The 20,983-nt window shown below is 71.3% G+C and carries 20 protein-coding genes; 12 read left to right on the top strand and 8 right to left on the bottom strand.

The window, feature by feature from the left end; all coding sequences use genetic code 11:
• Positions 1–228 precede the first annotated feature (228 nt).
• The 8 genes from OG381_RS33575 to OG381_RS33545 all read left to right on the top strand — a co-directional run bounded on the left by OG381_RS33575 (position 229) and on the right by OG381_RS33545 (position 6,749).
• Complete coding sequence (locus OG381_RS33575; RefSeq protein ID WP_327719741.1) at positions 229–1,005, top strand: amino acid ABC transporter ATP-binding protein; 777 nt, start codon at positions 229–231, stop codon at positions 1,003–1,005.
• A gap of 68 nt (positions 1,006–1,073) precedes the next feature.
• Positions 1,074–1,922 (top strand): glutamate ABC transporter substrate-binding protein, encoded by an 849-nt coding sequence (locus OG381_RS33570; protein ID WP_327719740.1) that lies wholly within the window; start codon positions 1,074–1,076, stop codon positions 1,920–1,922.
• A gap of 97 nt (positions 1,923–2,019) precedes the next feature.
• Positions 2,020–2,685 carry an amino acid ABC transporter permease gene (locus tag OG381_RS33565; RefSeq protein WP_327719739.1) on the top strand — a complete coding sequence of 222 codons (666 nt, stop codon included), beginning with the start codon at positions 2,020–2,022 and terminating at the stop codon, positions 2,683–2,685.
• On the top strand, positions 2,682–3,590 hold the full coding sequence (locus OG381_RS33560) for an amino acid ABC transporter permease (protein ID WP_327719738.1): 909 nt from the start codon (positions 2,682–2,684) through the stop codon (positions 3,588–3,590). The genes OG381_RS33565 and OG381_RS33560 overlap by 4 nt, the downstream gene beginning before the upstream one ends.
• Positions 3,591–3,788: 198 nt before the next feature.
• Positions 3,789–5,390, top strand: coding sequence for an FAD-dependent monooxygenase (locus tag OG381_RS33555; protein ID WP_327719737.1), 1,602 nt, complete (start codon positions 3,789–3,791; stop codon positions 5,388–5,390).
• 265 nt (positions 5,391–5,655) lie between these two features.
• On the top strand, positions 5,656–5,703 hold the full coding sequence (locus tag OG381_RS49690; protein ID WP_362393767.1) for a hypothetical protein: 48 nt from the start codon (positions 5,656–5,658) through the stop codon (positions 5,701–5,703).
• 78 nt (positions 5,704–5,781) lie between these two features.
• On the top strand, positions 5,782–6,306 hold the full coding sequence (locus tag OG381_RS33550; protein WP_327719736.1) for a cysteine dioxygenase: 525 nt from the start codon (positions 5,782–5,784) through the stop codon (positions 6,304–6,306).
• The gene (locus OG381_RS33545; protein WP_443061952.1) at positions 6,303–6,749 is read left to right on the top strand and encodes a rhodanese-like domain-containing protein; all 447 of its coding nucleotides are present in this window, start codon (positions 6,303–6,305) and stop codon (positions 6,747–6,749) included. The genes OG381_RS33550 and OG381_RS33545 overlap by 4 nt, the downstream gene beginning before the upstream one ends.
• 263 nt (positions 6,750–7,012) lie before the next feature.
• Here the strand turns inward: OG381_RS33545 and recX are convergent, their stop codons facing one another.
• The 3 genes from recX to OG381_RS33530 all read right to left on the bottom strand — a co-directional run bounded on the left by recX (position 7,013) and on the right by OG381_RS33530 (position 9,813).
• Positions 7,013–7,924 (bottom strand): recombination regulator RecX, encoded by a 912-nt coding sequence (recX, locus tag OG381_RS33540; protein ID WP_327719735.1) that lies wholly within the window; start codon positions 7,922–7,924, stop codon positions 7,013–7,015.
• A gap of 4 nt (positions 7,925–7,928) precedes the next feature.
• A complete protein-coding gene (gene recA, locus OG381_RS33535; protein ID WP_327719734.1) occupies positions 7,929–9,053 on the bottom strand; it encodes a recombinase RecA in 1,125 nt (374 codons plus the stop codon).
• Between the two features lie 238 nt (positions 9,054–9,291).
• Positions 9,292–9,813, bottom strand: a complete 522-nt coding sequence (locus tag OG381_RS33530) for a hypothetical protein (RefSeq protein ID WP_327719733.1) — start codon at positions 9,811–9,813, stop codon at positions 9,292–9,294.
• Positions 9,814–10,010: 197 nt separating this feature from the next.
• On the opposite strand from OG381_RS33530, the gene OG381_RS33525 reads away from it, so the two are divergent.
• Positions 10,011–10,421 (top strand): hypothetical protein, encoded by a 411-nt coding sequence (locus tag OG381_RS33525; protein WP_327719732.1) that lies wholly within the window; start codon positions 10,011–10,013, stop codon positions 10,419–10,421.
• 12 nt (positions 10,422–10,433) lie between these two features.
• Here the strand turns inward: OG381_RS33525 and OG381_RS33520 are convergent, their stop codons facing one another.
• Positions 10,434–11,681, bottom strand: a complete 1,248-nt coding sequence (locus OG381_RS33520; RefSeq protein ID WP_327719731.1) for an AI-2E family transporter — start codon at positions 11,679–11,681, stop codon at positions 10,434–10,436.
• 60 nt (positions 11,682–11,741) lie between these two features.
• Entirely contained in the window at positions 11,742–11,936 is a 195-nt protein-coding gene (locus OG381_RS33515; RefSeq protein ID WP_307025115.1) for a DUF3046 domain-containing protein, read from the bottom strand.
• A gap of 80 nt (positions 11,937–12,016) precedes the next feature.
• On the opposite strand from OG381_RS33515, the gene OG381_RS33510 reads away from it, so the two are divergent.
• Positions 12,017–12,961 (top strand): hypothetical protein, encoded by a 945-nt coding sequence (locus OG381_RS33510; RefSeq protein ID WP_327719730.1) that lies wholly within the window; start codon positions 12,017–12,019, stop codon positions 12,959–12,961.
• Positions 12,962–12,994: 33 nt separating this feature from the next.
• Here the strand turns inward: OG381_RS33510 and OG381_RS33505 are convergent, their stop codons facing one another.
• Genes OG381_RS33505 through OG381_RS33495 form a run of 3 tightly spaced genes read right to left on the bottom strand, consistent with a single transcriptional unit; the run spans position 12,995 to position 14,879 of the window.
• Positions 12,995–13,300 carry an AzlD domain-containing protein gene (locus OG381_RS33505; RefSeq protein WP_327719729.1) on the bottom strand — a complete coding sequence of 102 codons (306 nt, stop codon included), beginning with the start codon at positions 13,298–13,300 and terminating at the stop codon, positions 12,995–12,997.
• Positions 13,297–14,016, bottom strand: coding sequence for an AzlC family ABC transporter permease (locus OG381_RS33500; protein WP_307025119.1), 720 nt, complete (start codon positions 14,014–14,016; stop codon positions 13,297–13,299). The genes OG381_RS33505 and OG381_RS33500 overlap by 4 nt, the downstream gene beginning before the upstream one ends.
• Entirely contained in the window at positions 13,917–14,879 is a 963-nt protein-coding gene (locus OG381_RS33495) for an AraC family transcriptional regulator (protein WP_327719728.1), read from the bottom strand. The genes OG381_RS33500 and OG381_RS33495 overlap by 100 nt, the downstream gene beginning before the upstream one ends.
• Positions 14,880–15,169: 290 nt before the next feature.
• On the opposite strand from OG381_RS33495, the gene OG381_RS33490 reads away from it, so the two are divergent.
• Positions 15,170–20,017, top strand: a complete 4,848-nt coding sequence (locus OG381_RS33490) for an ATP-dependent helicase (RefSeq protein WP_327719727.1) — start codon at positions 15,170–15,172, stop codon at positions 20,015–20,017.
• 121 nt (positions 20,018–20,138) lie between these two features.
• A complete protein-coding gene (locus OG381_RS33485; protein WP_327719726.1) occupies positions 20,139–20,975 on the top strand; it encodes a DNA-formamidopyrimidine glycosylase family protein in 837 nt (278 codons plus the stop codon).
• The last annotated feature ends 8 nt before the right edge of the window (positions 20,976–20,983 follow it).

Raw genomic sequence — 20,983 nt, 5'->3', positions numbered from 1 at the left:
GCGCGTGCACCGTGTGAAGTCACGCCGATGGAAGAGGACGACGTCAAGTGGGTTCCGGTTGCGAGCCGCTTCCGTTACCCGGCCGATATGCGCCCTGCTCATAACTGCTACGACACGTGTCCGATTGCTATCGGATCGTGATGCTCAGATTCCCCTCAAAGGTAATGACGCAGGTCGCGTGGGGTCACTACTGTCCTCCGAAACCGAGGAGGACGGAGCCCGATAGCGATGACCGAAGTATCGGTGGCCAAGGAAGATGTGGCCGCGACCGGCGAACTGGTCGTCCTGAAGAGCGTCAACAAGCACTTCGGCGCGTTGCATGTTCTCCAGGACATCGATCTCACGATCGCCCGCGGCGAGGTCGTCGTGGTCATCGGACCCTCCGGGTCCGGTAAGTCCACGCTGTGCCGAACCATCAACCGCCTGGAGACGATCGACTCCGGCACGATCGCCATCGACGGCAAGCCCCTGCCCGCGGAGGGCAAGGCGCTGGCCCGGCTGCGCGCCGACGTCGGGATGGTCTTCCAGTCCTTCAACCTCTTCGCGCACAAGACCGTGCTCGAGAACGTGATGCTCGGCCAGATCAAGGTCCGCAAGGCCGACAAGAAGAAGGCCGAGGAGAAGGCTCGCGCCCTGCTCGACCGGGTCGGCGTGGCGAGCCAGGCGGACAAGTACCCCGCACAGCTCTCCGGCGGCCAGCAGCAGCGTGTCGCCATCGCCCGAGCCCTGGCGATGGACCCCAAGGTCATGCTCTTCGACGAGCCCACCTCGGCGCTCGACCCCGAGATGATCAACGAGGTCCTCGAGGTCATGCAGCAGCTCGCCCGGGACGGCATGACCATGATCGTCGTCACGCACGAGATGGGATTCGCCCGTTCGGCCGCGAACCGGGTGGTGTTCATGGCAGACGGTCGCATCGTCGAGGAGGCTGTGCCGGACCAGTTCTTCAGCGCCCCGCGCAGCGACCGCGCCAAGGACTTCCTGTCCAAGATCCTGCACCACTGACAGCGCGTCACGACCCGCGTCACCCGCCTCGACGGCTCGCATCTCTCATCACACAAAGGATGTTCACCATGAAGCTCCGCAAGGTCACCGCCGCGGCCGCCGCTGCGCTGGTCCTCTCCCTGACCGCGACCGCGTGCGGTGGGGACGACGGCGACAGCGACAGCACCGACTCGGGCTCCAGCGGCGGCGGCAAGATCAAGATCGGCATCAAGTACGACCAGCCCGGTCTGGGCCTCAAGGAGCCCGACGGTTCCTTCTCCGGCTTCGACGTGGACGTCGCGACGTACGTGGCCAAGGAGCTCGGCTACAAGCCGGACCAGATCGAGTTCGTGGAGACGAAGAGCGCCGACCGCGAGAACGCGCTCGCCCGTGGTGACGTCAAGTTCATCGCCGCCACCTACTCGATCAACGACGAGCGCAAGCAGAAGGTCGACTTCGCCGGCCCGTACCTGCTGGCCCACCAGGACCTGCTGGTCAAGGCGGACTCGGACATCACCGAGGCCACCGACCTCAACGGCAAGAAGCTGTGCTCGGTGACCGGCTCCACGTCGGCGCAGAACGTCAAGGACGACTTCGCCCCGAAGGCCAACCTCAAGACGGTCAGCGGCTACTCCGAGTGCCTCTCGGGTCTGCAGAGCGGCACCGTGGACGCGCTCACCACGGACGACTCGATCCTCGCGGGCTTCGCCGCGCAGTCGCAGTACAAGGGCAAGTTCAAGCTCGCCGGCCTCAAGCTGAGCAACGAGAACTACGGCATCGGTGTCAAGAAGGGCGACACCGCGACCGTGGACAAGATCAACAAGGCCCTCGAGAAGATGGTCGCCGACAAGGCCTGGGACAAGGCGGTCCAGGACAACTTCGGCCCGGCCGAGTACAAGAACGAGCCCGCCCCGAAGATCGGCGTGATCGTCAAGTAACACCGGGATCCACTGGCGCGCCGCCGCCCGCCGCGATCAGGGCGGCGGCGCGCCGCGCCCCTCCACGTACCCCAGACACCCGGAAGCGCGGGAGATCGTGTTCGACTTTCTTGATGGTTACGACGTCCTAGCGGCGTTCTGGATGACGGTGAAACTCACCGTCATCTCCGCCCTCGGCTCCCTGATCTGGGGCACCCTGCTGGCCGCGATGCGGGTCAGCCCGGTCCCGCTGATGCGCGGGTTCGGCACCGCCTACGTGAACATCGTCCGGAACACCCCCCTGACGGTGATCATCGTCTTCACCTCGCTCGGTCTCGCCGACACCTTCGGCGTGACCATGGGCTCCGAGGACTTCGCCGTCCAGGGCTTCCGGCTGGCGGTCCTCGGCTTCATCGTCTACACGGCGGCCTTCGTCTGCGAGGCGATCCGCTCCGGCATCAACACCGTCCCCGTGGGGCAGGCCGAGGCGGCACGCGCCATCGGGCTGAACTTCAGCCAGGTCCTGCGGCTCATCGTGCTGCCGCAGGCCTTCCGTTCGGTCATCGGCCCGCTGGCCAACGTACTGATCGCCCTCACCAAGAACACGACCGTGGCGGCCGCGATCGGCGTGGCCGAGGCCGCCGCCCTGATGAAGACGATGATCGAGAACGAAGCCCAGACGCTCGCCATCGGCGCCGTCTTCGCCCTCGGATTCATCGTCCTGACCCTGCCGACCGGCCTCTTCCTCGGATGGCTGAGCAAGCGACTGGCGGTGAAGCGATGAGCTCCGTTCTGTACGACACCCCCGGACCCCGCGCCAAACGGCGCAACGTCCTGATCTCGGTGGTCTTCTTCCTCCTGCTCGCCCTCCTCCTGTGGTGGGTCTGGCTGGTCATGGACGACAACAACCAGCTCGAGTGGAGCCTTTGGGAGCCGTTCACCACCGCACAGGCCTGGACGACCTATCTGTTGCCAGGTCTCGCCAACACCCTGAAGGCCGCGGCCCTCGCCATGGTCATCGCCCTCCCGCTGGGCGCGGTCTTCGGCATCGCCCGCCTCTCCGACCACCGCTGGGTGCGCGGTGCGGCCGGAACCGTGGTGGAGTTCTTCCGGGCCATCCCGGTGCTGCTGCTGATGCTGTTCGCCAACGAGCTCTACGTCCGCTCCACGGACATCAGCAGCGAGCAGCGGCCGCTGTACGCGGTCGTCACCGGCCTGGTGCTCTACAACGCCTCCGTCCTCGCCGAGATCGTCCGGGCCGGCATCCTCTCCCTGCCCAAGGGCCAGACGGAAGCGGCCTACGCGGTCGGCCTGCGCAAGGGCCAGACGATGTCCAGCATCCTGCTGCCGCAGGCCGTCACCGCGATGCTGCCGGCCATCGTCAGCCAGCTCGTCGTCATCGTGAAGGACACCGCCCTGGGCGGCGTGATGCTCAACTTCCCCGAGCTCCTCAACTCGCGCCAGACGCTGGCGGCCAACTACGCCAACGTCATCCCCAGCTTCATCGTCGTCGCGATCATCTTCATCGTCCTGAACTTCCTCCTCACCAGCTTCGCGAGCTGGCTGGAGCAGCGGCTGCGGCGCAGCAAGAAGAGCACGGGCGCGGTTCTCGGCGAGGACACGGAGATCAATCCCGCCGCGATCCCCGGCACTCTCGGCACCGGCGAGAACACCGGCGGCGGAAACTGATGATCAGTCAAGATGCTTGAGTGACACGGCCACAGGGCCGTGACCAGTGCAGAGGCAGTGGCGTGATCGCCACTGCCTCCGTCACTTGACGCAAGCACCGGCAATGGGTTGCATACGTTCTGTGATCGTGCACCCTGCTCCAACCTCCTGTTCACACACGTCTCTCGGGACGCCCTCGCGGGCAGGGGGCGCCGCGTCGTGGACCCGGTGATCATCGTCGGAGCGGGGCCTGTCGGGCTCACGCTCGCCCTCGCGCTGGCCCGTCAGGACGTGCCGTCCGTGGTCCTCGACGAGGGTCCCGGCAAGGACGAACCGCGTCCCGCCCGCACCGTCGTCCTGCGCGAGGACACCGCCGCCCTGATGGAGCGCCTGACCGGCGTCCCGCTCTCCGAGGCCGGTTGCCACTGGGCCGGATGGCGGTCGTTGCGCCGCAAGCAGGTGATGCGCGAGGTCACTTTCGACGACGTGGAGCCGGCGCCGCTGCACATCGCCCAGCACGTGCTGACCGGCGCCCTGCGCGAGGCCTGCGCCGAGGAGCGGCTGGTCAAGCTCTCCGTGGACAGCCGTCTCGACACCGTCGAGCAGGAGCCCTCCGGTGTCACCGCCCACACCCGCGGCCCCAAGGGCACGTGGTGGCGCGGCAGTCACCTGGTCGGCTGCGACGGCCCCCGCTCGACGGTCCGCAAACTCCTCGACATCCGTTTTCCCGGCCGTACGGCGGTGGAACGGCACGCCGTCGCCGCGCTGCGCACGGAACTTCCGTGGGAGGACGAGGCGTTGCTCCACCGGATGCCTCCGTGGCGGACGTCGGGACCCTCGGCCGGGGAGGTCACCGGACGGCCCCTCCCGGACGGCGTCTGGCGCCTCGACTGGCTGCTGCCGCCCGGCAAGGAGCTGGTCACCCCCGAACTCCTGGTGGCCCGGATCCGGGAGACCCTCGCCGGCTGGACAGGCGGCCCGACACCGCCGTACGAACTCCTCGACACCGGCGTGCACACCGTGCACCACCGTCTCGCGCGCCGCTGGCGGGTCGGGCGGGTGTTCCTCGCCGGGGACGCGGCGCATCTGCTCGGCGCGCTCGGCACGCAGGGGCTCGACGAGGGGCTCAGGGACGCCGACAACCTCGCCTGGAAGCTGGCCCTGGCCTGGCATCACGGGCCGCACGAGACGCTGCTCGACAGCTACCAGGCCGAGCGGCGCGGGGTCGTCGCCGCCCGGCTGCGCGCCGCCGACCAGGCGCTGCCGCTGGTGCGCGGCGGCGGAGGGCTGCGGGCCGTCGTCCCGGGTTCCGCGCGCGGGCACGACGCGCTCCTCACGGACGGTCACCTGGGGCGCGGGGCGCTCGGTGCGCCGGGGGCGTACGCCACCTCGCCGCTCGCGCCGCGGCATCTGGAGGCGGAGGTCCCGGTGGACACCGCTGCGGGCGCGCCGGTCGCCGATGTCCGGGTCACCGCCGAGGACGGTTCCTTCGTAGGACTGCGGGACCGGCTCGGTCGTGGGGCGCTGCTCGTGGTGCTGATCGCGCCGGGCACCGGAGTGTGGGAGCGCAAGCACTGGGTGGGCGCCGGGCTCATGCCCCGCCTCGCGGCCGCGGTGGCGGCGCTGCCGCATCCGGCCGAGCTGCTGGTCGCGGAGGGCTATCCGGGCGCGGCGGCCCACACGGTGTTGCTGGTACGGCCCGACGGTCACCTGGTGACCGCGCTGAACGGCGTGCGGCCGGCCGATCTCTACGCGGCCGCCGAGGCCACGCTGGGCGGGCCGGCGAAGACGGAGGCGGAGGCGGGAGCGGGGGCGCGCTGACGACGCCGGGGAGCTCGTACGGGAGCGGAATCCGGCTCGCGTCGACCATGCCGGACAGCTCGGGCCGCGGTCGTCGCGGGGTCGAGTCCGAGTGGTGCGGATGGCTCGGCCCGAGGTCACGGGCCGGGCCACACCAGTGCGTGACTGCCGTACGCACCGTCACCGTGAGGTCCACATCGTGACAGTGAGTTGACCGGCCCGCACCGGCAATGGTGTACTCCGGATCGTGACCGACACCTGTGTGCGCCTGTGGCGGAGGGTCCATATGGACCTCGTCCGCTATGCGGGCTGCGTGTGTCGCGTGTCCTGCTGAAATTCGCCTCCCCCTTCCAGCGCGCGCCGCTTCGGTGCTGCCGCGCGCTTCCCGCGAACGCTCATCAGGACGGTGCCCGTGTCTGTCTCCCCCTCTGTGTCCGCCGTTTCCACACCGACGCAGGCGGAACTCCTCGATTTCGTACGGCGGACCGCCGCCGACGCCGAGCTGATCTCCTCGCTCCCGCTCGACCCCGAGGGCCGCACCTGGGTGCGCCTGAAGGGGCCCGGCGGCAGCGAGGCCTGGCTGATCGGCTGGCCGCCCGGTACGGGCACCGGCTGGCACGACCACGCCGAGTCCGTCGGTGCCTTCGTGACGGCCGCCGGTGAGCTCAAGGAGAACTCGCTCGCCGCCCGCCTCCCCGCGGACGGCTGGCAGACCCTGGAACTCGCCGACGGCATCGACCGGGAGCGGAGGCTCACGGCCGGCAAGGGGCGCTCCTTCGGGCAGCACCACGTCCACGAGGTGCTCAACGAGTCCACCGCCGAGCACGCGATCTCGGTCCACGCCTACTACCCGCCCCTGCCGCAGATCCGCCGCTACAGCCGCACCGGGCAGGTGCTGCGCCTGGAGCACGTGGAGCGCCCGGAGGACTGGCAGTGAGCGGCTCGGGCACGCGGGAGGAGCAGCGCGTGGGCGGCCCCGGTGACGGTTCGGGCGAAGTCCCGGTCGGCATCGACGAGTTGCTGGAGCAGGTCCGCGCGAGCTATGAGCGGATCGAGGCCCGAGAGGCGTACGACGCCGCCCGGCGCGGGGAGGCGCTGCTGGTCGACATCCGCTACGCCGCGCTGCGCGAACGGGACGGACTGGTTCCCGGCGCCCTCGTCGTCGAGCGCAACGAGCTGGAGTGGCGCCTCGACCCGCGGGGCAGCCATCGCGTCCCCGAGGCCACGGGGCACGATCTGCGCGTCGTGGTGATCTGCAACGAGGGTTACGCCTCGAGTCTGGCGGCCGAGTCACTGCATCGGCTGGGGCTGCGCCGGGCCACGGATCTGGTGGGCGGGTTCCAGGCGTGGAAGGCCTCGGGTCTGCCCGTGACGTCGTAGGGCCGGGTCTCGGTCGATCTCGGGTCCGCAGCGGAGCGGGGCGGCGACAGCGCTGCCTTCAGTGACGAGGCGGACCCGGATCGCGGCGATTGTGTCCCCACCCCACCCTCGACGTCCGTTCGCCGAGGGACGGAAGCAGTGCGGGGTCGGACACCTGCACCGGCGCCCTGTCAGGGTTCCATCGCGGCTCCGCGAAGTCTTCCGCGAGCCCAGCCCCGACACGCTCCCGGGCCCCAGTTCCCCGCCGAACTCGGCCCGCGGCTTCAGAACCCCTCGTCGAGGAACTCCGCGTCCTCGCCCTCCTCTTGGAGCGCCTGCCGGACCACTCTCAGGGCCATGCCCTCGGGGTACCCCTTGCGGGCGAGCATGCCCGCGAGGCGGCGCAGTCGCTTGTCGCGGTCGAGGCCACGGGTGGAGCGCAGCTTGCGGGCGACGAGGTCGCGCGCGGTCGCCTCCTCCTGCTCGGAGTCGAGCTGTGAGACGGCCTCGTCGATCAGTGTCGAGTCGACCCCCTTGGTCCGCAGCTCCTGGGCGAGGGCGCGCCGGGCCAGTCCCCGGCCGTGGTGCCGGGACTCCACCCAGGCTTCGGCGAACGCGCTGTCGTTGATCAGCCCGACCTCCTCGAACCGCGACAGCACCTGTTGCGCCGCCTCGTCGGGGATCCCCTTCTTGACCAGGGCGTCCGCGAGCTGTTTGCGCGTGCGCGGGGTCCCGGTGAGCAGGCGCAGACAGATAGCCCGTGCCCGCTCGACCGGGTCCCCTGAAGACTCCCCCTGCTCGGCCCTCGACGAGGAGGGAGCGCCTTCGTCCGCACCGGACGGCTCCCCGCCGCGTCGCTGCCGACGCCCACGGGAACCGCCCTCCCCACGGGCCGCACGGCTCCCACGGGCGCCACCGCGCCCACGTCGGGAACCGCCGCCGGACGGCACCGAGCCGTCGCCCGGCTCTTCGTCGTACGGCCCGTCATGGCCGTACGACTGCCCGGCACCGTGGACCCGGTCGTCGCCGAACGCTCCCCCGGTGCCGTACGACACGGCGCGGCCGTGTCCCCCGTACCCCGCGTCGTCCCCGTACGCATCGCCGCCCGGCCCGGAGAACCCCCCGTCGCCTGCCCCGCCCCGCTCACGCGGAGCGTCCTGGTGGGCGTACTCGGCCCAGTCGGTTCGTCGTGTCACGGGGTCAGCTCTTGGCAGCCGCGGCCTTGGGCTTGGCGGCCTTGGCCGCCGGAGCAGGCACCGTCTTCGCGGCGTCGTCCGGCGCGGCGGTGACCGCGGCGTCCGCGCCCGGCTCGGCGGTCGGCTCCTGGGGCCGTACGCCGACGCCCAGCTTCTCGAGGATCTTCTTCTCGATCTCGTTGGCCAGGTCGGGGTTGTCCTTCAGGAAGTTGCGCGCGTTCTCCTTGCCCTGGCCGAGCTGGTCGCCCTCGTACGTGTACCAGGCGCCGGCCTTGCGGACGAAGCCGTGCTCCACGCCCATGTCGATCAGGCCGCCCTCGCGGCTGATGCCGTGCCCGTAGAGGATGTCGAACTCGGCCTGCTTGAAGGGCGGTGCGACCTTGTTCTTGACGACCTTGACGCGGGTGCGGTTGCCGACCGCGTCCGTGCCGTCCTTCAGAGTCTCGATGCGCCGGATGTCGAGTCGCACCGAGGCGTAGAACTTCAGCGCCCGGCCACCGGTCGTGGTCTCCGGGGAGCCGAACATCACGCCGATCTTCTCGCGGAGCTGGTTGATGAAGATCGCGGTGGTCTTGGACTGGTTGAGCGCACTGGTGATCTTCCGCAGGGCCTGGCTCATCAGACGGGCCTGCAGACCGACGTGGCTGTCACCCATCTCGCCCTCGATCTCCGCGCGCGGGACGAGGGCCGCGACGGAGTCGATGACGATGAGGTCGAGGGCACCGGAGCGGACCAGCATGTCCACGATCTCCAGGGCCTGCTCGCCGTTGTCCGGCTGGGACAGGATCAGGTTGTCGATGTCGACGCCGAGCTTCTTGGCGTACTCGGGGTCGAGGGCGTGCTCCGCGTCGACGAAGGCGACCTGGCCGCCGGCCTTCTGCGCGTTCGCCACCGCGTGCAGCGTCAGCGTGGTCTTGCCGGAGGACTCCGGTCCGTACACCTCCACCACACGGCCACGCGGCAGGCCGCCGACGCCAAGGGCGACGTCGAGTGCGGTCGACCCGGTGGGGATGACCTCGATGGGCTCGTTCGGCCGCTCGCCCAGACGCATCACCGCGCCCTTGCCGAATTGCCGTTCAATCTGTGCGAGAGCGGCATCCAGGGCCTTCTCGCGGTCGGTTCCTGCCATGGGTTCCACCCGATTTGCTTGAGTCGATCGCTTCACGTCAACGACGCTAACGCCTGCCACTGACAATGGGCCCCGACGCCCGTCCGGCCTGTGGATAACTCGGCCACTTCTCCACCGAAACCGTGCCTTAATACCCACGGCGCGCCTCGCCGGAACTCCCATCAGAATGGATGTTCGATTTCCGTGTCAAGCGCACCACGCGGCACTGCCGGGTGGTCTGTGTGGCGGCGTTGTGAAGCTAGCTCTGCAGGGCCGACCGCATGTGGTGGCAGCGGTCGATGAAGCGGCGGCGCGCCCAGAGGAGAGACCAGCAGAACCCCACCACAGCGACCGCGAGGACCAGCGGAATGATCCACGCACCGGCGCTCACCCCGAGAGCGAGTGTTCCGATCGCGATCAGCCCCATGAAACCCAACCAGTACGGCAGCCACCGGCCGCCCCGCTCCACCCGTCCCAGTTCCGCGTCGATCAGCCGTCGCATGGTGGCCCGCTCCTCGGGCGCCTTGGGTACCTCGCCGTGCCGGAGCTTGCGGTTGAGCTCGGCGATTCCGCGCGGGTCGGTGCCGGTGACACGGCCGACCCTGCGACGCTGCGCGGCCAGGAACCCGATGCTGATGGCGGTGCAGAGCGCGGCCTGAACCACCCACCAGACCGGGTTCTCGTGCCGCCGGAACAGGGCGGTGAACCCCAGGAGCAGCGGGAAGATCAGGACCGCCTGCGCGGTGAGACTGCGGTCGAGCAAGCGCTTGAAGGCGCGCACGGCACGTACCTCCTCGAAGTCGACGAAACCGCTGTCGCTTCCGAATACCCCGCCGGGGCAGGCCTATTGAGGTTTGTCCGGTGCCGCGCGGCCCGGTATGGCGCCCGGGGTTCCGGGCCGGCGTGCTTCCCCCGTCGTACGACCGGTGCCTCCGACCGTACGACGACGGGACAGGCTGCCTTCGCGAGCCTTGGGTCATGGAGACCACGAAGAGCACCCACGAGCCCGTGCAGCCCGCCGAGGAGGGCACCTTGCCGACACGCACGCCCGCCGTCACCGCCACCCTGGCCGCCCTGCTCCTGCTGGCCGCATCCATCGCAGGCCAGATCGCCGCCGGTGCGGACTACCCGGCCGTCCCGCCGGGCCTCGTCATCCCACTGGTGACGGCGGGACTGCTGTTCTGGCGCACCAACCGCTGGACGACCGGGCTCGCTCTCACGGTCGGCCTGTTCATCGGCGCGGGCGCATTCCTGACCCCGAACACCGGCGACCACCTCGGGTCGGGGGACACCGCGCTCATCGTCTCGACCGGCGCCGAAATCATCGCTCTCGCCGGGCTGGTCGTCGCCGGGGCCGTCGCCACGCTGCGAAAGGCCGCGAGGGTCTGACAGGCACGCCCCTCAGGAGGGATCGTCCCTCGAGTCCCGCTCCCCGGGCCGTCTCGTCCACAGCGCACGCGCGCGTGTGAAGAGGTTGGATTCCGACAGGCGGTGACCGTGGACCCGGGGGTCGTCCGTGACGTCGTACCGCTTCACATACGCCCCCAGGAACGCCTGCAGCGTGGCGACCGCCGGAATGGCGATCAGCGCACCCACCGCACCGAGGAGGGCGGTACCGGCGATGACCGAGCCGAAGGCGACGGCAGGGTGGACGTCGACGGTCTTCGAGGTCAGCTTGGGCTGCAGCACGTAGTTCTCGAACTGCTGGTAGATCACGACGAAGATCAGCACCCACAGCGCGTACCAGGGATCGACCGTGAAGGCGATCAGCATCGGCAGCGCGCCCGCGAGATACGTACCGATCGTCGGGATGAACTGCGAGACCAGCCCCACCCAGACGGCGAGCACGGGCGCGTTGGGCACCCCCAGGGCCTGGAGCAGGATGTAGTGCGCGACACCGGAGATCAGCGCCATCAGACCGCGTGAGTACAGATACCCGCCGGTCTTGTTGACGGCGATCTCCCAGGCCCGCAGCACCTCCGCCTGCTTGGCGGGCGGCAGGACCGAGCAGAGCGCACGGCGCAGTCGCGGGCCGTCCGCGGCGAAGTAGAACGAGAACAGCGAGATCGTCAGCAGCTGGAAGAGCCCGCCGAGAACCTGGGCGGACACGTCCAGGACGCCGGTGGCGCTGTTCTGCACGTAATTGCGCAACCAGTCGGAGCGCAGCAGCCCCTCCTGCACGTCCACCCGCTTCAGCTCGGTGTGGAAGTGGGTGTTGATCCAGTTGATGACGGAGTCGATGTAGGCGGGGAAGTCCTCGACGATCTTGATGATCTGGTTCGCCAGCATGGTGCCGAGCAGGGTCACGAAGCCCGCGGACACGATCAGCACGGCGAGGAAGACGAGGAAGGCGCCCAGCCCCCGCCGCACCCCGCGCGAGGCCATCCAGCTCACCGCCGGCTCGATGGCCAGGGCCAGGAAGAACGCGATGAGGATGTTGATCAGCAGCCCGGTGAGCTGGTGGAAGGCCCACGTGCCCAACTGGAAGGCGGCATAGAGGGCGAGCGTCAGCACCACGGCACGCGGAATCCAGCGTGGCATGCGCGCGTTCGCCCCGGTGGGTCCGTCGGCCGGGGGCCGGGTGGGCGGCGTCGTGCCGAACGGCGACGCGTGCTGGGGGACCTCGTCGGTCTCGTCGGTGGGTGCCACGGAGCAAGTTTCGCCCACGCGGCCGACAATGCGCCGCCCGCGTCCGATCTTCGTGACCGGTCAGCGCTGTTCTTGAGGCACGTTCATGACGCCGCACACCACACGCCACACGTCCTTGGCCTCCCAGCCACAGTCCAGCGCCTCGTACACCGTGCGCCCACCGAGCTCCGCCATGACGTGGTCACGCGCGAAGGTCTCGGCGGAGCCCGGACCGAAGTGCTCCGCCATCCGCTGCCAGAAGACCGTCAACCGCATGACACCAGTATCCCGCCCCTGAGAGTGGGCCTCGTCCGGGACCGCTTGCCGAGAACGCTTTCCGCCCTACGGTCTGACGCATGGCCGAAACAGGAGCTTCCCCACTCCCCCCGACGCCCCCGGCGCGCTCCCCGCTCTTCCGCGCCGAGCACTTCGTCTGGATCACCGCGCGCGTGCTGGAACAGCGCCTCTTCGCGCACCACTTCCTGAACGGGAACGCCGATCCGGTGGAGACCGCGCTGGACGCCTACCGCAACGAGGACGGCGGATACGGCCACGCGCTGGAGCCCGACCTGCGCGGCCCGGTCAGCCAGCCGCTGCACGCCGGTCACGCGCTGCGCGTCCTGGACGCCATCGGCCGCTGCGGCGGACAGCGCGTGGAACGGGTGTGCCGCTATCTGACCTCGGTCTCCGCCCCGGACGGCGCCCTGCCGGCGATCCGTCCCAGTCAGCGCGGCTATCCCGCGGCCCCGTTCATCCCGATCGTGGACGACCCGCCCAGCGAGCTCCTCGCCACCGGCCCGGTGGTGGGCCTGCTGCACCGCAACGAGGTGTGGCACGCGTGGCTGTTCCGGGCCACGGACTTCTGCTGGCACGCGGTCGAGTCCCTGCGGGAGTCGCACCCGTACGAGGTGCAGGCCGCCGTGGCCTTCCTGGACTCCGCTTCCGACCGTCCGCGCGCGGAGGCGGCCGCCGACCGGCTCGGCCGCCTGGTGCGCGAGAACCGTCTCGCGGCCCTGGACCAGGAGCGCCTCGACTCCTCCCCGGTGTCGCCCGGCTACGCCCCAGGTGAGCACCACTTCCCGCACGACTACGCGAAGACCCCGCACTCGCTCGCGCGCGCGTGGTTCACGGACGAGGAGATGGAGCGCTCCCTGGACTTCCTGACGGGCGAGCAGCAGGAGGACGGCGGCTGGCCGGTCCGCCGGCATCAATGGGCCCCGAGCGCGGCCCTGGAGGCACGCCCCATAGTGACGATCGCGGCACTACGCACCCTGCGGGCGTACGGCCGCTCCATCGGCTGATCTCGGCTTGCCGGCCCGCTCGATCGGCTGTCCTCACCCGATGGCCCGCACGCCCGCTGTCACCACCACGGCCGCCGCGACGACGACCAGGAAGGGGGCGCGCAGCACCAGGGCGAGCGCGGCCGCCGCAAGCCCCGCGGCCCTGGCGTCCAGCACGAGGTCGCGCCCGTCGGCGAAGGTCTGCTGAGCCGTGAGCGCGGCAAGCAGGGCGACCGGCAGCAGAGCGGCGAGCCGCCTGACGAGAGGCCGCTCCAGGGCGCCCGCGGGGACGAGCAGCCCGAGGAGCTTGACGGCGTAGCAACCGAGCGCGGTGACACCGATCGCGATCCAGACGTTCACCGGTTCCCCCTACGACGTCCCTGGACCCACAGCACGAGCGGCGCCGCGAGGGCGGCCGCCAGGACAGGCACCCCGGCGGGCAGCACCGGCAGCAGGCCGAGCCCCAGCAGGACGGCGAGCCCGGCGACGGCACGCTCGGTGGCGGTCTTGAGCATCGGCGCGAGCAACGCCAGGAACACAGCCGGCCCGGCCGCATCGAGACCCCACGCGTCCGTGTCGCCGATCGCCTCGGCACCCAGCGCACCGAGCAGCGTCGTGAGGTTCCACAGCACGTACAGGCTGAGCCCCGTGACGGCGAACCCGATACGCACGCTGCGCCGGGTGGGCTGGGCCAGCGCGACGGCCGCCGTCTCGTCGATGACCCACTGAGCGGCAAAGGGCCGTACCGCGCGCGGAAGGGCGAGCAACTGCGAAAGGCGCAGTCCATAGAACGCGTTGCGCACGCCCAGGAAGAACGCCCCGGCGGCCGCGGTGAGCGGATTGCCACCGGCGGCGAGGGCCCCCACGAGCGCGAACTGGGACGCCCCGGTGAACACCAGGAGACTGAGCGCACAGGTCTGCAGCAGCGTGAGCCCGCTGCCCGCCGAGGTCACCCCGAAGGCGAACCCCGAGAGTCCTACGGCGACCCCGACCCCGAGGGCGTCCCGGACGACGGCGGCGTCCGGCCTTCCTCCGTCGTCGGCGCGTGAATCCGGGAGAGCTGTCTGTTCTGCCACGCATCGGACGGTAGAACCAGCTCCCGCCCGCTGTCTTGTACGTTCTTGCGCTCGCGCTGATACGCCCCGGGAGGCACACCGACGATCCGGGTGAAGTGCCGGTTCAGATGCGGCTGATCGGTGAACCCCACGGCGAGGGCGGCCTCGGCCGGCGAGGTCCCCGCGTCCAGCAGCCGCCGGGCCCGCCGCACCCGCGCATCGGTCAGCCAGGCATGCGGCGGCATCCCGTACGCGTCCCGGAAGGCCCGTAGCAACGCGAACGGACGGGCACCGAGTTCGGCGGCCAGCCGCTCCAGGGTCGGCGGCGCGACCATCCGCTCCTCCAGCACGCCACGCGCCCGTGCCGCCACCCGCGCCCCCGCCGTCCGCACCTCCCGCTCCGGCAACGCCCCGCCGTTGAGCCGCAGCAACCGGGTCACGGCAACCCGCAGCAACGTGTCGGCGGCCAGCGCGTTCCCCTCGTCCGCGGCCCGCAGCACCCGATGCACGAGCCCAGCGGCATAAGGATCATCGAGAACCGGGCTGACGAACCCGGGAGTACCGCGGATGGCCGTGGTCTCCCCGGCGATCTCCGCCACCACCTCGGGCGACGGGTACACCGCCCCGTACCGCCACCCCTCGGGCACCCCGGCCCGCCCGGTATGCGCGGTGTCGGGATTGACCAGCGCGAGCGACCCGGCCCCCGCATACCGATCGGCCCCTCGATAGTGAAAAACCTCCACACCATCGGCGATGGCGGCGATCACGAAGTTCTCGTGGGTATGCCGCACGAAGTTCTTCCGCACATACCGAGCCCGCAACAGATCCACACCCGGCAACTCGGCGTACCGCCAGTGCCGCGCCCGCTCACGAGAACCCGCCATGCCCCCATTGTCCGCCTGCCCGCGCTCGCGCAACGGCGAGAAGGGGACGTACCGGGGGGTGTCCGCCCGCAGCGTCGGGCGACCAACCAACCCCACATCCCCAACCCACAGCACCGCCCGACCGAAGACGGACACCCCCCGGTGCGGCACCGACCCACAACGCGACCGTAGTGCGCAACGCGAACCCCCACCAAAGCCGCACGGGCCGCCGCAGGCATACGAGACGCGCCCGCACCACGGAAAACCACAGGTCAGACCCGTTTGTCAGTACCCGGGTGCAGGATGGACACATGGTCAGCAACCCACGCCGAGCCCTGGACGGCTTCTCCCCCGCCACCCGCGGCTGGTTCACGGGAGCCTTCGACGCGCCCACCGCCGCCCAGGCCGGCGCGTGGAACGCCATCAAAGAGGGCTCGGACGTCCTGGTGGTCGCACCCACCGGCTCCGGCAAGACCCTGGCCGCCTTCCTCGCCGCCCTGGACCAGCTGACCTCCACACCCCCACCCGCGGACCCCCGCAAGCGCTGCCGAGTCCTCTACGTCTCCCCCCTCAAGGCCCTCGCGGTCGACGTGGAGCGCAACCTCCGCAGCCCCCTGACCGGCATCCGCCAGGAATCCGTCCGCCTGGGCCTCCCCGAGCCCGAGGTCAAGGTCGGCATCCGCTCCGGCGACACCCCCGCCGCCGAGCGCCGGGCCCTGTCCACCCGCCCCCCGGACATCCTGATCACCACCCCGGAATCCCTGTTCCTGATGCTGACGTCGGCCACCCGCGACGCGCTGACCGGCATCGAAACGGTGATCCTCGACGAGGTGCACGCCGTCGCGGGCACCAAACGCGGCGCCCACCTCGCCCTCTCCCTCGAACGCCTCGACGAGCTCCTCCCCAAGCCGGCCCGCCGCATCGGCCTCTCCGCGACCGTCCGCCCGGTCGACGAGGTCGCCCGCTACCTCTCCCCCCGCCGCAAGGTGGAGATCGTCCAGCCGAAATCCGGCAAGGAGTTCGACCTGTCCGTCGTGGTCCCCGTGGAGGACCTGGGCGAACTGGGCGGCTCCCCGGTGGCCGACGGCACCGAGGGCGCGGAACGCCCCTCGATCTGGCCGCACGTGGAGGAGCGCATCGCCGACCTCGTCCAGTCCCACCGCTCCACGATCGTGTTCGCCAACTCCCGCCGCCTCGCGGAGCGCCTCTGCAACCGCCTCAACGAGATCGCCTACGAACGGGCCACAGGCGAAACCCTGGACGAGCACCACGCCCCCGCGGAACTCATGGGCGGCTCGGGCGCGGCCCAGGGCGCACCCCCGGTCATCGCCCGCGCCCACCACGGCTCGGTCTCCAAGGAGCAGCGCGCCCTCGTCGAAGAGGACCTCAAAGCGGGCCGCCTCCCCGCGGTGGTCGCCACCTCCAGCCTCGAACTCGGCATCGACATGGGCGCGGTGGACCTGGTCATCCAGGTCGAGTCGCCTCCCTCCGTGGCCTCCGGTCTCCAGCGCGTGGGGCGCGCGGGCCACCAGGTGGGCGCGGTCTCCACCGGCGTGGTCTTCCCGAAGTACCGAGGCGACCTGGTCCAGGCGGCGGTCGTCACCGAACGCATGCGCACCGGCTCCATCGAGTCCCTGAAGGTCCCCGCCAACCCCCTGGACGTACTGGCCCAGCAGGTGGTCGCGATGACGTCGATGGACACCTGGCAGCTGGACGACCTCCTCGCCATGGTCCGCCGAGCCGCTCCCTTCGCCTCGCTGCCCGACTCCGCCTTCACCGCGGTCCTCGACATGCTCGCGGGCCGCTACCCGTCCGACGCCTTCGCGGAACTGCGCCCCCGCGTGGTCTGGGACCGGGTCGCCAGCACGATCACCGGCCGCCCCGGCGCCCAGCGCCTCGCCGTCACCTCCGGCGGCACGATCCCCGACCGCGGCCTCTTCGGAGTGTTCCTCGCCGGAGCCGAGCCGAAGAAGGGCGGCGGCAGGGTGGGCGAGCTCGACGAGGAGATGGTCTACGAGTCGCGCGTCGGCGATGTCTTCACGCTCGGCACCAGCTCCTGGCGCATCGAGGACATCACGCGCGACCGCGTCCTGGTCTCCCCCGCCCCCGGTGTCCCGGGCAGGCTCCCCTTCTGGAAGGGCGACCAGCTGGGCCGCCCGCTCGAACTCGGCCGCGCGGTGGGCGCGTTCCTCCGCGAGGTCGGCTCGCTCCCCAAGGACAAGGCCCGCCCACGCCTCCTCGCGGCGGGCCTGGACACCTGGGCGGCCGACAATGTCCTCGCGTATCTCGACGAACAGCGCGAGGCCTGCGGCCACATCCCCGACGACCGCACGATCGTCGTGGAGCGCTTCCGCGACGAACTCGGCGACTGGCGCGTGGTCGTCCACTCCCCCTTCGGCGCCCAGGTGCACGCCCCGTGGGCCCTTGCCCTGGGCGCCAAGCTCTCCGAGCGGTACGGCATGGACGCCCAGGTCATGCACGCGGACGACGGCATCGTCCTGCGGCTGCCCGACGCCGACATGATGGGCCTGGACCTGCTCGACCAGGAACCGGCCAGGCTCGGCACGGAGTACGACGCGGACCAGGCCCCCGTCGGCGCCGCGGACGTCGTCTTCGACAAGGGCGAGGTCGACCAGGTCGTCACCGACCAGGTGGGCGGATCGGCTCTGTTCGCGTCCCGCTTCCGCGAGTGCGCCGCCCGCGCGCTGCTGCTGCCGCGCCGCAATCCGGGCAAGCGCACCCCGTTGTGGCAGCAGCGCCAGCGCGCCGCCCAACTGCTCCAGGTCGCCAGCGAGTTCGGCTCGTTCCCGATCGTCCTGGAGGCGGTCCGCGAGTGCCTCCAGGACGTCTTCGACGTCCCCGGCCTCGTCGAGCTGATGGGCGACCTGGAGTCCCGCAAGGTCCGCCTGGTCGAGGTCACCACCCCCGAGCCCTCCCCCTTCGCCCGCTCCCTCCTGTTCGGATACGTCGCCCAGTTCCTGTACGAGGGTGACTCGCCGCTCGCCGAGCGCCGCGCGGCGGCCCTGTCGCTCGACTCCCGTCTGCTGGCCGAACTGCTCGGCCAGGCGGAGCTGCGCGAGCTGCTCGACGCCGAGGTGCTGACCGAGCTGGAGCAAGAACTCCAGTGGCTCACCGAGGACCGCCGGGCCAAGGACGCCGAGAGCGTCGCGGACCTCCTCCGCCTCCTCGGCCCCCTCACGGACGCGGAGCTGGCCGCGCGGGGCGCGGAGCCGCAGTGGGCGCAGGAGCTCGCCCGGGCCCGGCGCGCGATCAAGGTCCGTATCGCCGGCACCGACCACTGGGCGGCGATCGAGGACGCCGGCCGCCTGCGCGACGCACTGGGCACAGCACTGCCGGTCGGCGTACCGGAAGCCTTCACGGAACCGGTCAAGGATCCGCTGGGCGACCTCCTGGCCCGCCATGCCCGCACCCACGGCCCGTTCACCTCGGCGACCGCGGCGGCCCGGTTCGGCCTCGGCGTGGCGGTCACGGAGGGCGCGCTGCAGCGCCTTTCCGCGAACGGACGAGTCGTGCAAGGCGAGTTCCATCCGGCGGGGATCGGCCAGGAGTGGTGCGACGCCGCCGTGCTGCGCCGACTGCGCCGCCGCTCCCTGGCCGCCCTGCGCCACGAGCTGGAGCCGGTGTCCCCGCCCGCCCTCGCCCAGTTCCTCCCCCAGTGGCAGCACATCGGCAAGGGCCACGGGCTGCGGGGTGCCGACGGACTGGTGCGCGCGGTCGAGCAGTTGCAGGGCGCCTCGGTGCCCGCCTCCGCCCTGGAGAAGCTGGTCCTGCCGTCCCGCGTCGCGCACTACACCCCGGCGATGCTCGACGAACTCACCTCCGCGGGCGAGCTGGTGTGGGCCGGAGCGGGCTCCCTCCCCGGCAAGGACGGCTGGGTCTCCCTCTATCTCGCCGACGCGGCACCCCTGCTCCTGCCACCACCGCACCCCTTGGAGCTGACGGCACTCCACGAGTCGGTCCTGACCGCCCTCTCCGGCGGCTACGGCCTGTTCTTCCGCCAGATCGCCGACCAGGTCCGCGCGACCACCCACCCCGATGCCACCGATCCCCAACTCGCCGACGTCGTCTGGGACCTGGCCTGGTCCGGCCGCCTGACCAACGACACGCTCACCCCGATGCGCTCCCTGCTGGGTTCGGGCCGCACGGCCGGCTCCACGGCCCACCGCGCCAAACGCACGGTCCCGCGCGGCCGCTACGGCTCCCTCACCGCCGCCGCCCGCCCCGCCTCCCGCACCGGCCCGCCCACGGTCGCCGGCCGCTGGTCCCTGCTGCCGGACCGGGAGCCCGACCCCACCCTGCGCGCGCACGCCCTGGCCCGCACTCTCCTCGACCGGCACGGTGTGGTGACCCGGGGCGCGGTCTCCGCGGAAGGCGTCGAGGGCGGCTTCTCGGCGACGTACCGCATCCTGTCCGCCTTCGAGGAGACCGGCCAGGCCCGCCGCGGCTACGTCGTGGAAGGCCTCGGCGCCGCCCAGTTCGCCATGGACGGCGCGGTCGACCGCCTCCGCGCGGTGGCCAACGCCCGCGACCGGGGAGACGGCCTGCCGGGCGCGAACTCCGGCTTCGGTGCCCCCGGCGCACAAGACGGTTTCGAGGTGCCCGCCGGCACCGCCCCCGCCGACGACTTCGCCTTCGACTGGCTGGACGAGGCCCCACGCTCCCCCGGCGACTACGTCTCCCCCCGCGACCTGGCCCCACCGGCGGGCCGCCCCGTCACCCCCCACCGGACCCCGACCCGCACCCCCGACTCCCGCGCCGTCGTCCTCGCCGCCGCCGACCCGGCGAACGCGTACGGCGCCGCCCTCCCCTGGCCGGAGCCCCCGACCGGCGCGGGCCACAAGGCAGGCCGTAAGGCGGGGTCCCTGGTGGTCCTGGTGGACGGGGAACTGACCCTCTACATGGAGCGCGGCGGCAAGACCCTGCTGGCCTGGCCGGAGGACCCGGACGGCAAGGCCACCGACGACCCCCGCCTCCAGCAGGCCGCCGAAGCCCTCGCCACGGCCGCCCGCGCAGGCTCCCTCGGCACGGTCACGGTGGAACGCATCAACGGCACCCCGGCCCTGACGTCCCCCATCGGCACCCTCCTGGAGGGATCAGGCTTCATCGCCACCCCACGGGGCCTACGCCTACGGGCCTGACGCCGTACACCCAGGGGCGCGGGGAACTGCGCGACAAGCCACCGACAACCCGCACCCGCCACAAGACAGCAGCCCTCAACCCATTAGGCGCCCACCCACCACCCCATGCCACCCTGGACCCATGCCCGAAGGAGACACCGTCTGGCAGGCAGCGAGCCGACTGCACACCGCCCTCGCCGGCAAGGTACTCACCCGCAGCGACCTCCGCGTCCCCAAGTTCGCCACGGCCGACCTCACGGGCCGGACCGTCCTGGACGTCACCCCGCGCGGCAAACACCTGCTCACCCGTATCGAGGGCGGCCTGACCCTCCACTCACACCTCAAAATGGACGGCTCGTGGAAGGTGTACGCCACGGACCAGCGCTGGACCGGCGGCCCCGCCCACCAGATCCGCGCGATCCTCGGCACCGCCGACCGCACGGCCGTCGGCTACCGCCTCCCCGTCCTGGAACTCCTGCGCACCACCGACGAAGACCGTGCGGTGGGACACCTGGGCCCCGACCTCCTGGACCCCGGCTGGGACCCGGACCGCGCCCTCGCCAACCTCCTCCAGGACCCCGCCCGCCCCCTCGGCGAGGCACTCCTCGACCAGCGCAACCTCGCCGGCATCGGCAATGTGTACAAGAGCGAGCTCTGCTTCCTGCTCGGCGTCACCCCGTGGCTCCCCGTGGGCGCCCTCCCCGAGGACCGCGCGGCCAAGCTGCCCCTGCTCGCCAAGAAGCTCCTGGAGGCCAACCGCGACCGCCCGGTCCGCACCACCACGGGCCGCCGTGGCCAGGACCTCTTCGTCTACGGTCGCGCCCGCCACCCGTGCCTGCGCTGCCACACCCCCGTCCGCAAGGCGGACCAGGGCGACGGCTCCCGCGAACGCCCCACCTACTGGTGCCCGGCATGCCAGACCGGCCCGGCCCCCGGCACCGCCCGACGCCCCGGAACCCCACACCGTACGACTAATTGACGACCCGT

It is taken from the genome of Streptomyces sp. NBC_00490 (assembly GCF_036013645.1).
GTDB classification, from domain to species: Bacteria; Actinomycetota; Actinomycetes; order Streptomycetales; family Streptomycetaceae; genus Streptomyces; species Streptomyces canus_F.
This window is presented reverse-complemented; position numbering and strand designations above follow the sequence as displayed.